Raw genomic sequence first — 13,497 nt, forward strand, 5'->3', positions numbered from 1 at the left:
GCGCTATTTCAAGCTGATCGTCGTATTGACCTGACCCACCGACGCCGCGTCCGCGAACCAGCGCTGGGTAATGGTCTGGGTCTGGGTGTAGAAGAGCACCACCTGTTTGCCGAACGGCCCCAGATCGCCCAGCTTCGAGCCGCGCGAGCCAGTAAAGCTAAACAGCGGAACCGGTACCGGGATCGGCACGTTGATGCCGACCTGGCCGACATCAATGTCTTCTTGGAACTTGCGTGCCGCCGCGCCACTTTGAGTGAACAGTGCCGTACCGTTGCCATTGGGATTGGCGTTGACTAGTTTGATCGCGTCATCCAAGGTCGCTGCCGAAACCACGATCAGCACAGGGCCGAAAATTTCATCGTCGTAGACATTCATGCCCGGTTTGACGTCCGACAGGATCGTTGGACCAACGAAATTTCCATCAGGATACCCGTCGACACGGATCTCGCGTCCGTCGAGTGCGAGGGTGGCGCCTTGCTCCAGGCCCTTGGCAACCATGGCCAGTACGCGTTCCTTTGCCGCGCATGAGACGACAGGGCCCAGATCGGGATTATCCTTGCCGGCGCCGACTGACAACTGGCGTGCTTTCTCGACCAGCTCCGGCAGCCATGCCTGGGCCTCGCCCACCAGAACCGCGACGGAAGCGGCCATGCAGCGCTGGCCGGCGGCACCGAAACCGGCGCCAAGCAACTGGTTCAGCGTCTGCTCCTTGTTTGCGTCAGGTAGCACCACCGCATGGTTCTTTGCACCCATCATGCACTGAGCGCGCTTGCCGGCCAGAGTGGCCCGTTGGTAGACATGGGTACCGACCCTGGTCGAGCCAACAAAGGAAATGGCCTTGATATCGGGATGGTCGCAGAGCGCGTTGACGACCTCCTCGCCGCCGTGCACGACGTTCAGCACCCCGGGTGGAATACCGGCTTGCAACGCCAGGCGCACAAGCTTCTCGGTGACCAGCGGATCCTGCTCGGAAGGCTTAAGCACAAAAGTATTGCCGCAGGCGATCGCCATCGGGAACATCCAAAGCGGAATCATTGCCGGGAAATTGAACGGCGTAATGCCGGCGCAGACGCCGAGCGGTTGCAGCACGCTGTATGTGTCCACGCCGCCGGCCACGTTCTGCGCGAACTCGCCCATCTGCAAGGTTCCGATGTTCGCTGCGTGCTCGACCACTTCCAGCCCCCGGAATACGTCGCCCTCCGCATCGAGCAGCGTTTTCCCTTGTTCAGCCGTTAGCGTCGCCGCGAGGTCGGCCATGTTCTCCCGGATGAGCTGCTGCAGCTTCAAGAAAATGCGGGCACGAGCGCCGATCGGGGTCTTGCGCCAGGTTTTAAAGGCGCGCTGCGCCGCCGAGACTGCCTGTGCCACTTCTTCGGCGGTGGCGAACGGCACCCGCGCCAGGACCTCCTGGGTCGCAGGATTGATTACGTCGCGCCACACGGTGCTGGTCGATTCCACCCATTCGCCATTGATCAGCAAGGGTACAGTTGGAACGGCGGTCTTCAGTACTGGCATGTAGTTCTCCGAGAGGTTGGAAGCAAATCAAGCGACTTGCGTTTTCTGACATTTGTTTGCATTATTCGCTTATTCCCACAGAACATGAAGGTGTAAAAATGCGAGGAATTGCGAAGAAAAATAGGGAGAATTGCAAATATTGCGAAGTTTTATCAATGTCCGGCTACCGGGGTTGGAGAGTTCAGTGGGACCATGCTGGACGCTGCCCGCTGGACGATGTTGCCCCCGCAAGCCAGAATCATGAGTAAGGTATTTATGGGCGTCCGGCTGCAGCGCTTGCGCGAAGAGCGCAAGATGACACAAGCAGCACTGGCAAAGACGCTTGGCATCTCGCCGAGCTATCTGAATCAAATTGAACGCAACCAACGCCCGCTGACGGTACCGATCCTGCTGCGCATCGGCAGTGTGCTGGAGGTCGATCCGCAAATATTTTCGGAGCACGGCAGCGCAAACCTCGTCGCCGATGTTCGCGATATCCTGAGCGAGCTGCCCGGCAGTGAGACCACATCGTTCGCCGAGCTCAAGATGCTGGTCGAAAATATGCCAGGCGTGGCCCGCGCGATTCTCCAGCTGCAGCGCCGCTACCGCATGATGGCCGAGCGCGCCGAATCGCTGGAGGCGCAATTCGACAGCAACGAAGGCAATCAAAGTGCGCTGCAACCCTCTGCCGACGAAGAGGTGCGCGACTACCTGAACGGGCGCCAGAATTACATTGGCGAGCTCGACGAAGCAGCCGAGGGAGTCGGCACGATCACCGGGGAAGCGCTGCGGGCGCGCTTGCTGCAGCTATCAGGTGTCACGGTCCTGACGGCTACAGGCGAAGACACCCTGCTTCGCAAACGCCGCTACGATTCACAACAGCGCGTCCTGTGGCTGCCGGACTCGATGAACCCGGGCCAGCAAGCTTTCCAGATGGCAGCGCAACTGGGGCTGCTGGAACATGCCGGCCTGATCGATACACTGCTGATCAAGGCAGCGTTGTCGAGCGAGGCCGCGCGTAACGGCGCCAGACTCGCGCTGTCGAACTATTTTGCCGGGGCGACACTCATGCCGTACACAGCATTTTTGCGCGCTGCGGAAGCGACCGCCTACGATATCGACGTGCTCGCGCACCAGTTCGGCGTCGGATTCGAAGCCGTGTGCCATCGCCTGAGCACCATGCAACGTCCCGGATTTAGCGGGCTGCCGTTTTTCTTTGTGCGTGTTGACCGCGCCGGCAACGTCTCGAAGCGCCAGTCGGCGACCGCGTTCCATTTTTCGCGAGTGGGTGGGACTTGCCCATTGTGGATTATCTATGAGGCGTTTAGCCAGCCGGGCCGCATTTTGCGCCAGATCGCCCGCATGCCGGATGGTAGTACGCACCTCTGGATCGCGCGCCAGGTCAGTTCCGGGCCTGCTGGTTTCGCTGCGCCGAGCAAATCATTTGCGGTTGCACTTGGCTGCGACATTTCGCAGGCGCACAGGCTGGTCTATGCCAAGGGGTTGGACCTGCATGACCCAAGCGCGGCAACTGCAATTGGAACGGGCTGCAAAGTCTGCGAGCGGCGCGATTGTCCGCAACGCGCATTTCCCTCTATCTTGCCGAGATAACCATGCCACCCATAACATATAGGGGGTGAACGCCGGAACCGCCGAGAATTCCGTGCCCTTACTTTTCGCTCATCGGTTATATCCGGGGCAGCAGTGTCGACCAGAATCCAGAGCGCCAACTCGATCACGTCCAGGTGGACAAACAGTTCATCGACAAGGCATCGGGGAAGGATACCGACAGGGCCGCAGCTCGATGCCATGCTGTCGTTCGCCCGCGAGGGCGACACCGTGGTGGTGCACAGCATGGACCGCCTGGCCCGCAACCTGGACGACTTGCGTCGCTTGGTGCAACAGCTCACCAAGCGAGGCATCCGCATCGAGTTCGTCAAGGAGTGCCTGACCTTTACTGGCGAGGATTCGCCAATGGCGAACCTGCTGCTGTCGGTTATGGGGGCGTTCGCCGAATTCGAGCGGGCGCTGATCCGCGAGCGGCAGCGGGAAGGAATCGCCCTGGCCAAGCAGCGCGGCGCATACCGTGGCCGCAAGAAAGCGCTGGCGGCCGGCCAGGTTGTCGAGCTGCGCCGCCGCGCCGGTGCCGGCGAGCAGAAGGCCAGCCTCGCGCGCGAGTTCAAGATCAGCCGCGAGACACTGTACCAATACCTGAAAGTGGAAGCCGCATGAAAATCCATGCCCCAGTTGACGGATTGAGCGACGCTGAGCGAACGATGTTGGTTGACGGTCTGCGAGCGCTGCGCAAGGAACGAGGCAAAGCATGGAACGAAGCCTGCGACGCGGCCGGAAGACGTCGAGCGGCGCTGCGCCAGTTCGGAATTCACAACATCATCCGGCTCGCCGGCGGCTTGGCGGTAGCGTCGCACATAGGCTTGATGACCAGCTGCCAGAGGCTTAACCCGGTTTTCCGTTCCACTGCACCTCAACCCCCCTCACCGAGGCGATGATTTCGTCATGCCGCTCGTTATCTGTTTTGTGCAGATACGCCGCCGTGGTGGCAATGTTGGCGTGCCCGGCCGTGTCTTGCAGGGTTTTCAGCTGCACGCCGTTGTTGGCGTGGTTGGTCAGCATGCTGTGGCGCAGCCAGTGCGGCGAAGCCTGGCGCAGCACCGCGGCCGTTTCGGTGTCGCCCTCGCCAGCGGCGGCCGACGCGGCGGCTGCGAACACGGCCTTGAGGGCCTGGGCGGCGGCTTCGTCGGTAATGCGCGCCAGCGAATGGTTACGGCTCGACAGCACCAACGGCGTGCGGTCGGTGCGCGAGGTCTGCGGCAGCAGGCCGAAGGCCTGGCGGTAGTCGCGCAAGGCGGCCAGCATGTCCGGCGGCACCGGCAGACGGCGCGGCTTGTTGCCTTTGCCGATCACATCGAGCCACCAGCGGCCGTTGCCCTCGGTATAGATCGCGCCCATGTTGGCACTGACGATCTCGTTCAGGCGCGCCCCCGTGTGCGTGAACGCCACCAGCAAGAAGCGGTCGCGCGCGCGGCGCCGCAGTGCCGACGGCGTTTCGGCGGGCCGCACCGAGACGGTGGCGAGCGCCAGGGCGATGGCGTGCGGGGTCAGGTAGCGCGTGATGCGGCTGGCCGCCGGCGCGCGCACGTTCTTGACCAGGCGCGCCGGATTGCGCCGCATGTAGCCGGTTTGTTCGGCAAATGCCAGCAAACCCTTGACGGCGATCATGGCCTGGCGCCGGCTGGCGTCCGACAGCGGCCCCGTGAACGGGCGGTAGCGCGGATCGGTGCGCGGCCATTTGGTAGTGGCAACCCAGTCGGCCGGCGGATTTTTGAGGAATTCCTTATACAGGTTCAGGTCGGCCACGCTGAGCTGGTGGAACGACCTGCCCGCTTCTTCGCGGCACCAGGTGAGGAAGCGAAACAGTTCCTTCTGCGTGTTGGCGATCGACTTTTCGCTCAGTTCGCCGTGGGCGATGAATTCGCGCGCGATTTCGCTGTCGGTGCTGGCATTCGTGATGGCGTCGTCGGCCACGTGGAAGATGCCGATGTCGGGGCGCTTGGTGTCGCTGGGCAGCGGACCGCTGCGCGGCACCGGTTCCAGGTTGATCGGTGTGAATTTGTGCATGCACGTGTGGCTTGAATACTGTATGAACGTACAGTATAGCAGTTTGATCCACTTCCTTGTACCCGTCTCCGGCCTCATCCGCATCGTGACAGGGGGTATAATTTCACCCCATTCCGCCTGGCGCTCCAGGATCGGCTTCGACCTTTTACACACTTCATCACGACAGGCGTTTTTAATGGAATGGTTCTTTGACCCGAATATCTGGGTCGGCTTGCTGACACTGGTGGTACTTGAGATCGTGCTGGGCATCGACAATCTCATTTTTATCGCCATCCTGGCCGAAAAGGTTCCACCCCATCAACGCGACAAGGCCCGCCTGATCGGCCTGTCGCTGGCCATGCTGATGCGGCTCGGCCTGCTGACCATGATTTCATGGATGGTCACCCTGACCGAACCGCTCATTTCCCTGATGGGCAAGGCGGTGTCCGGGCGCGACCTGATCCTGCTGCTCGGCGGTGTCTTCTTGCTGTTCAAGGCAACCATGGAGCTGCACGAGCGGGTCGAGGGAAAGATCCACGTGCACAGCGGCCCCCGGGTGTACGCGAGCCTGGGTGCGGTCATTGCCCAGATCATCGTGCTCGACGCGGTGTTCTCGCTCGACGCCGTCATCACCGCCGTCGGCATGGTCGATGAGCTGGGCGTGATGATGGCGGCCGTGATCATTTCCATGGCGGTGATGATTCTGGCGTCCAAGCCGCTGACGCGCTTCGTCAACGCCCACCCCACCGTGGTCGTGCTGTGCCTGAGCTTCCTGCTGATGATCGGCCTGAGCCTGGTGGCCGAGGGCCTCGGGTTCAAGATTCCGAAAGGCTATTTGTATGCCGCGATCGGTTTCTCGATCGTCATCGAATTTTTCAACCAGCTTGCGCGCAAGAACTTTGCCAAGATAGACGCGCATGTGCCGCTGCGCGAGCGCACCGCCGATGCCATCTTGCGCATGCTGGGCAGCAAGACGCGCGCGGAAGTAAGCCAGGAAGCGGAAAACACGGTCGAACCGGCTGAAGCGCCCGCCTTCGAGAATGAGGAGCGCAACATGGTCAGCGGTGTGCTGAGCCTGTCGCAGCGGTCGGTCCGGTCGGTCATGACGCCGAGGTCCGACCTGACCTGGGTCGACCTCAACGCCAGCGCGGCCACCATCCGGCAGCAGGTACTCGATACGCCGCACAGCTTTTTCCCGGTGTGCCGCGGCCAGCTTGATGACATTGTCGGCGTGGCAAGGGCGAAAGACCTGATTGCCGACCTCTCCGCGCACGGAAAGATCGACCCGGCCAGCCTGCGCGATCCGCTCATCATGCCGGACTCGGTCGGCGTGCTGAAGGTGATGGACACCCTCAAGCGCTCGCATGGGCAACTGGTCCTGATCGCCGATGAATATGGAACCATCCAGGGACTGGTGACGCCGATTGATATCCTGGAGGCGATCGCCGGCGAATTTCCGGACGAAGATGAGCAGCCGGTGATCCAGGCGCTCGCCAAGGACCAGTGGAAAATCGATGGCACGGCTGACCTGCATTATCTCCAGCAGGTGCTGCACAGCGACGCCCTGGTTTCGATTGATGATGAATATACCTCTCTGGCCGGTTTCATGCTGGAGCGCTTTACTACGCTGCCGCAGGCCGGCGAAACGATCGACGTCGACGGCCTGCGCTTCGAAGTGCTGGACGTCGTCGAGCGCCGCATCGCCACGGTGCTGGTGACGCGCCTGTCTTCCGACAACGGGCCGCAAGAGAAATGAAAACCGGAGTAGAAGGCATGTCCAAATTTCCTTTCCTGCCGATCGGCTTTGCGATCGCGCTGGCGTTCCTGCTGCAGCACTTCCTTGGCTCGCTGGCCTGGGCCGGACTGCTGGCGGTGATCACCTGGCCGCTGCACGAAAAGCTGCTGCAACGCGGCTGGTCGCGCATTGCCAGCGCAAGTGCCCTGGTCGCGCTGCTGGTGCTCACGCTCGTGGGTCCGTCCATCTTCCTGATCAATACGCTCAGTAACGAACTGGAAACGGTGGAGCGCTTGCTCGGCCAGATCAACCAGACCGGCGTTGCGCCGCCGGAATGGCTGTCGCGCTTGCCGGTGGTGGCCGAACCGGCGCTGAAATGGTGGCATAACAACCTGGCGCAGCCGGGAGGCTTGGCCACGCTGATCCAGACCACGGCCGGCGAATTCCTGCCTTTCCTGACCGGCACGGCGCGCATGCTCGGCACCACCATCCTGACCAACGCCCTGTACCTGTTCCTGGCGATCCTCACCCTGTTCATCCTGTATCTGCATGGCCCGGCGGTGGCGATCTATGCCGACCACGCCGGCGAACGTTTGCTGCCCAAGCACTACCCGGCACTGCGCCGCCTGCTGCCGCTGTCGGTGCGCGGCACCGCGCTCGGCCTGTGTTCGGTCGCGCTGCTCGAAGGCCTGGTCCTGGGGCTGGCCTACGCGGTCGCGGGCGCGCCCGCCCCGGTCTTGCTCGGCGTGATCACCGGCTACCTTGCCCTGATTCCGGGCGGCGCGCCGCTGGCCTTCACCTCGGTGTCGGTACTGCTGCTCGGCCAGGGCCATGCGGGCGCGGCGCTGGGCCTGTTCTGCTGGGGCGCCTTCGAGCTGTTTTTGGTCGATAAGTTCGTGCGCCCCAAACTGATCGGCCAGCGCGTCAACCTGCCCTTCCTCGCAGTGCTGTTCGGCTTGCTGGGCGGCGTCTCGACCATGGGCGTGCTGGGCCTGTTTATCGGTCCGTTCATGATGGCTGTGCTGTTCTGGTGGCTGCGCGGCGGCGAGGCCGAGCCGGTACCGGTGATCGTCACGGCTGCATCGGATCACACACCGGTTCCCTGATTCAAGCCTCCGCCGGTGCTCGTCGGCGGCCGCGCAAAACCGTCGCTGTTTTCCGTCTCCAGCGTCAATACGGGCGCGCCATTCGTCGCGCCCTCCCAACACTTCCTCACAAAAAATCACCAAATCGGATGGGAACGTTTCCAGATTGTCATATGTGCATGTTATAAAGATGCAAATTGAATGCAGTGCAATCAGGAAACTGCACACCGTCAGGGTGGCCGGTCGCCCTGGACAAAACAAGAGAAGCATGCCGCCCGGTCCTGCGCCGGCGGCATCACTTTTAATGAAGTCCGACCAAACGAGGTAAACATGAGGTATTCAACATCGGGCGCTCGCCGGCTTGGCGCGTCGCGGGGACAGTTGCGCAAATTGTCCGTTCAGGGTCTTCCCCTTGCCCTGACACTGCTGCTGGCCGCTTGCGGCGGCAACGGCAATGGCAACGGCGAAGCGCCCCCGACGGGCCAGGGCAGCATGAGCGGCACATCGCGCATGGTCGCGCAAGCGGCGGCGGAAACCGCCCTCACCCCGGTCACCGCCAGCGCCAGTTCGGCCGAGCGGCCCGACCTGGGCGGCGCGGCCGCCACCGACCACGACGACAAGACGCGCTGGAGCAGCGGTTTTAACGATGGCGAATCGCTCACGCTCGACTTCGGCAAGTCCGAGCTCATCAGCCGGGTGCGGATCGACTGGGAAAATGCCCATGCCAGCGCCTACCTCTTGCAAGTGTCGGACGACAAGGCCAACTGGACCACCATCAAGACCGTCAGCGACAGCCAGGGCGGCACCGAAGACATCACCGGCCTGAACGGCAAAGGCCGCTATCTGCGCATGCAGGGCATCAAGCGCTCCTCGCAGTACGGCTATTCGATGTTTGAAATCCAGGCGTTTTCGGGCGCGCCGGTGCCGACCACCCCGACCCCGCCTCCCGCGCCCGGCCCGGCCGATCCTGGCCAGCCCGGCGTGGCCATCAAGCCGGTCGCGGCAAACTCGTCGCCGGTGGAAAACCAGGGCATGTCGGCCGCCATGACGATCGACGGCAAAGCCGCCACGCGCTGGGCCAGCAAGGCTGAAGACGGCGCCTGGATCGAGTTCGACTTCGGCGTCAAGACGCAAGTCGGCTACATGAAGCTGCAATGGGAAAACGCCTACGGCAAGCAGTATGAACTGCGCGTGTCGGACGACGGCCAGAACTGGACCGCGCTGCGCAGCGTGAGCAACGGCCGCGGCGGCATCGAAGAATTCTTCAACCTGGGCGTCAATGCCCGTTTCATCCGCCTGCAGGGCGTGGCGCGCGCCACCCAGTACGGCTACTCGCTGTTCGAAGCCGAATTCAAGAGCCCGGGCAGCGACAACACCGTGCCGCCGGCGCTCACCTCGGCCCACCCGTTCCCCGCCAACGGCAGTGCCATGAGCCCGCTGCCGGCGGCGGCCGAACCGCTCGAAACGCTGCAGTTTTCCCTGCCCGACGGCACCCTGGTCACCCGCTTCGGCGCGCGCGGCCTGGCGCGCCACGGCCGCGAGCGCGGCGAAGAATGGAACGAGATCGGCGAAGGCCCGAACGAAACGGTCGACCCGGCCACCGGCCTGGCCGTCAACAAAGGCCCGGGCAACTACCTCACCTTCGTGCCGCAATACTTCAAGAACCGCACCTGGGGCGTGGAAATCATCGACAACAGCCGCGTGGCCGGCGTCACCAAGCCGCAGCTGATCGTCAATCAGTATACCCAGACCGACTTTTTGTCGGGCGGGATCGCCTTCTTCCGCGCCTTCGACCGGCCCGGCGTGACCGGCTACGGCTGGATGAATCCGGGCGAACTGGTCGACCGCAGCGTGGCCCAGTGCGCACCCATCGCCTATCCGGCCAACGGCAAGCTGACCAATGCCAACGGCATCAACGGCGCCTGCACCCTGCTGGTCAAGGGCTATCCGGGCCACGGCGGCATCGACGCCAACGGCATGCCGAACGGTAAGAGCGTGCCGGGACGCGCGCTGGTCGCCGGCGACATCATCGAAGTCTCGCCGTCGTTCTTCTCGACCAAGGAATCGATGGCGGCCAAGGGCGACACCGGCGGCATCCGCTACTACTCGTACGAGTGGGTGTACGTGGTCGGTTCCGGCCTGAAACCGTGGTACGGCGTGCAGCCGCGCCTGAACTCGGTGCCGCTGCCGGAAGAAACCCTGTCCGGCGGCCAGGGCTCGATTTCGTACAACTACACCGACAACGGCCTGTTCATGTTCCAGCAGCCGCACAACAACGTTGGCATGCAGAACATGCAGCGTTTCGTCGAAGGCCGGCGCCTGGTGCATACCAACTTCCTGAGCGGCGACCATAACGAGGGCGGCAACGACCGCTACCTGCCGGCGGTCGGCCTGCAAGGCCAGCGCTACAACCAGTCCGCCTGTATCGCCTGCCACGTCAACAACGGCCGCAGCCCGGCCCCGGCCGCGCTGGGCCAGCGTCTGGACAGCATGTCGGTGCGGGTGGCAAGCAGCGGCGCGAACGGCCAGCAAGTGCCGCATCCGCTGTACGGCACCGCAGTGCAGATGAACGCCGTGTCGCCAACCGGGAGCGCGCAGAACTGGGGCATGGGCGCGCGTGTGGCCAGCTTCGAGACGCGCTCGGTCAAGCTGGCCGACGGCACCACCGTCGAACTGCGCAAGCCGGCGCTCGCCTTCGAAGGCCCGGTCCCTGACGCCTTTTCGCTGCGCGCGGCCCAGCCGATGATCGGCACCGGCCTACTCGAAGCGATTCCGGAAGCCGATATCCTGGCGCGCGCGGCGCAGCCGGCCGATGCCGACGGGGTCAAGGGCACGGCCAACTTCGTGTTCGATCCGGAAAACGGCGCGGTGCGCCTGGGCCGCTTCGGCTGGAAGGCATCCAAAGCCACCCTGCGTCACCAGAGCGCCGACGCGCTGCTGCTCGACATGTCGGTGACCTCGCCGGTGCATCCAAACCGCAGCTGCGCCTTTGACCCGGCCGGTTGCGCAACGAAAGCCGCGCAAAAGGGCATCATCGAGTCCGACCTGAAGTCGATCACGCAGTACCTGGCCCTGGTTGGTGTTCCCGCCCAGCGCAGCGTTTCCAGCGGCTTTCCGAAGGGCGTAGCGCCAATCGACGAGCATCGCGTCGATGCGCAGCTGGTCAGCGCCGGCAGCAAGCTGTTTACCGGCATGCGCTGCGCCGCCTGTCACACGGTGCAGATGAAAACCGGCGCCGGCCACCTGTTCGCCGAGCTGCGCAACCAGACCATCCGTCCGTACACCGACATGCTGCTGCATGACATGGGCGCCGGACTGGCCGACAAGTTTGCCGAAGGCCAGGCCAAGGGCAATATGTGGCGTACCGCGCCGCTGTGGGGCATCGGCTACACCGACCTGGTCATGGGCAAGGAAGGCAAGGTCGGCTATCTGCACGATGGCCGCGCGCGCAACCTGACCGAGGCGATCCTGTGGCACGGCGGCGAAGCCGACAAGTCGCGCCAGCGTTTCGAGGCGCTGTCGGCGCAGGACCGCGAGGCGCTGCTGGCGTTCCTCAAGTCGCTGTAAGCGTTTAAAGCGCGGTGAATCGAAGAGCGCCGGACAGGATATGGTCCGGCGCTCTTTTTACATGCGTGGATGTCGATTAAAATCTGTCTCTGCGGCATTTTTATCGATGCTATCGACACATCCGAACACTCTCACAGCAGGTATTTATCCATGAAGTCGGCGTATTTCAAGTATGTGGCGTGCGTCATTGCGTTTCTTGCCATCGGGCTGTATGACGTGCACGACAATTTCAAGGGATATACCGGTTTCATGGCCTTGTTGCTGCTGCTGTTGGTCACGTTCTTCCTGTCTGGCGCAAGCGGGCGCCTATTCGTCAGCTGGAAGCTGTTTTTTGCCGGGCTGTTCGGGTTTTTCTTGAGTACTTACATCGGCTCGCTCTTCAACCCCGCCGTCGAACGGGCTGCGTCCGCGGTGGTTGCGTCTATTTATGTCTACAAGAAGCAGACCGGCGTCTATCCGGAATCCTTGATGCAGGTGGCGACAGCCGGCAACATCAAGGATCTTTCCAGGAAAAGAATCAAATACGGCGCCAGGGCGCACTATGTGCGCACGGACGATGGATTTTATCTGAGCTACGACACCTACGCATTCAATGGCCAGGTCTGGGACACGGAAAAGAAGGCGTTTGTCGAGATAATGGATTAACCAGCCTGGCGGGCAGCGCAATAAGGTATACTACGGGCTGGGTGTCCACACGTCCGTGTGGCAGGTGTTTGCGATGGTCGGGCCGCCACGCAGCTTTGGCGCGACCTATGAATCCACTCTCCTCCCCTGTTATTTCCCGAACCCTGTCCAACACTTTCAAAGAGTTCTTTGCATCGAGCAAAGCCGGCGGCATTGTGCTGATTGTCTGCACGCTGGTGTCGCTGGTGCTGGCCAATTCCGCTGTTGGACCCGACTACCTGGCTTTCTGGCACCTCAAACTGGCCGGCATGAGCGTCGAGCACTGGATCAACGATGCGCTGATGGCGATCTTTTTCCTGCTAATCGGCCTCGAACTCGAACGCGAGCTGTATAACGGCGAACTATCCAACTTCAAGAACGCGCTGCTGCCGATCGTGGCGGCGGTTGGCGGCATTGGCGTGCCGGCGCTGATCCATTTCAGTATGAATACGGGTTCGCCCACCCAGGCCGGGATCGGCATTCCCATGGCGACCGATATCGCCTTCGCCCTCGGCGTGCTGGCCCTGCTGGGCAGCCGCGTGCCGGCCTCGCTCAAGATTTTCCTGACCGCGCTGGCCGTCATGGACGACCTGGGCGCGATTATCGTGATCGCCGTGTTTTATACGGCGCAGTTGTCGGTGCCGTATCTGCTGGGCGCCATCGCCATGTTCGGCGTGCTGCTGTGCATGAACCGCGTGTTGCGTATCATGGCGCTGGCGCCTTACCTGCTCGGCGGCGCCATCATGTGGTTCCTGATGCTCAAATCGGGCGTGCATGCGACCATCGCCGGCGTGCTGCTGGCCTTCGCCATTCCGTTCTCGCACAAACAGGACGACCAGGATTCGCCGTCGCACCGGCTCGAACACATCCTGCACAAACCGGTTGCCTTCATCATCCTGCCGATTTTTGCGCTGGCCAATACCGGCATCATCATTGCATCGGGCTGGACCGGCGAGCTGGCGTCGGCCAACAGCCTGGGCATCCTGGCCGGCCTGGTGATCGGCAAGCCGCTCGGGATTACCTTGTTCTGCCTGGCGGCGGTGACCGTGGGCATCTGCCGGCTGCCGCTGGACCTTGCCTGGCGCCATGTGTTCGGTGCGGGATTGCTGGGCGGGATTGGCTTTACGATGTCGATTTTTATCACCAACCTGGCCTTCGTGGGTCAGGCCGAGGTGATCAATGCGTCGAAGATGGCGATTTTGCTGGCCTCGCTGGTGGCCGGCGTGATCGGGTTCACGTGGCTCAAGATCTTCGGCAAGCCGCAGGCGGGCGACACCGACCTCGATACCCTCGATTTCGAGGATGGCCAAGCCGCGCCACCCGCCAAGGGGTGAC

General features: G+C 62.7%; 8 protein-coding genes and 1 pseudogene. 7 read left to right on the forward strand and 2 right to left on the reverse strand.

From position 1 onward, the window contains the following. Positions 1 to 3: 3 nt before the first annotated feature. Complete coding sequence (locus F1609_RS29065) at positions 4 to 1,515, reverse strand: CoA-acylating methylmalonate-semialdehyde dehydrogenase (RefSeq protein WP_167080608.1); 1,512 nt, start codon at positions 1,513 to 1,515, stop codon at positions 4 to 6. A gap of 240 nt (positions 1,516 to 1,755) precedes the next feature. Between F1609_RS29065 and F1609_RS29070 the strand changes: the two genes are divergently transcribed. Together F1609_RS29070 and F1609_RS29075 are read left to right on the forward strand one after the other, a co-directional pair. After that, positions 1,756 to 3,105: a short-chain fatty acyl-CoA regulator family protein gene (locus tag F1609_RS29070; protein ID WP_167080610.1), complete on the forward strand. Its 1,350-nt coding sequence runs from the start codon at positions 1,756 to 1,758 to the stop codon at positions 3,103 to 3,105. A 71-nt stretch (positions 3,106 to 3,176) separates the two neighbouring features. Beyond that, positions 3,177 to 3,726 (forward strand): annotated as a pseudogene (locus F1609_RS29075) (recombinase family protein). 225 nt (positions 3,727 to 3,951) lie between these two features. Here F1609_RS29075 and F1609_RS29080 read toward each other — a convergent pair. Next, positions 3,952 to 5,133, reverse strand: a complete 1,182-nt coding sequence (locus F1609_RS29080) for a tyrosine-type recombinase/integrase (protein ID WP_167080612.1) — start codon at positions 5,131 to 5,133, stop codon at positions 3,952 to 3,954. 175 nt (positions 5,134 to 5,308) lie between these two features. Between F1609_RS29080 and F1609_RS29085 the strand changes: the two genes are divergently transcribed. The 5 genes from F1609_RS29085 to nhaA all read left to right on the forward strand — a co-directional run bounded on the left by F1609_RS29085 (position 5,309) and on the right by nhaA (position 13,496). Continuing rightward, complete coding sequence (locus F1609_RS29085; protein ID WP_167080614.1) at positions 5,309 to 6,868, forward strand: TerC family protein; 1,560 nt, start codon at positions 5,309 to 5,311, stop codon at positions 6,866 to 6,868. Between the two features lie 17 nt (positions 6,869 to 6,885). Continuing rightward, positions 6,886 to 7,953 carry an AI-2E family transporter gene (locus F1609_RS29090; protein ID WP_229422124.1) on the forward strand — a complete coding sequence of 356 codons (1,068 nt, stop codon included), beginning with the start codon at positions 6,886 to 6,888 and terminating at the stop codon, positions 7,951 to 7,953. Between the two features lie 471 nt (positions 7,954 to 8,424). Next, entirely contained in the window at positions 8,425 to 11,499 is a 3,075-nt protein-coding gene (locus F1609_RS29095) for a di-heme oxidoredictase family protein (RefSeq protein WP_229422130.1), read from the forward strand. Positions 11,500 to 11,649: 150 nt separating this feature from the next. Then, complete coding sequence (locus F1609_RS29100) at positions 11,650 to 12,144, forward strand: hypothetical protein (protein WP_167080618.1); 495 nt, start codon at positions 11,650 to 11,652, stop codon at positions 12,142 to 12,144. Positions 12,145 to 12,251: 107 nt separating this feature from the next. Beyond that, a complete protein-coding gene (nhaA, locus tag F1609_RS29105) occupies positions 12,252 to 13,496 on the forward strand; it encodes a Na+/H+ antiporter NhaA (protein WP_167080620.1) in 1,245 nt (414 codons plus the stop codon). Position 13,497: the final 1 nt, after the last annotated feature.

The organism is Massilia aquatica (assembly GCF_011682045.1).
GTDB classification, from domain to species: Bacteria; Pseudomonadota; Gammaproteobacteria; order Burkholderiales; family Burkholderiaceae_D; genus Telluria_A; species Telluria_A aquatica.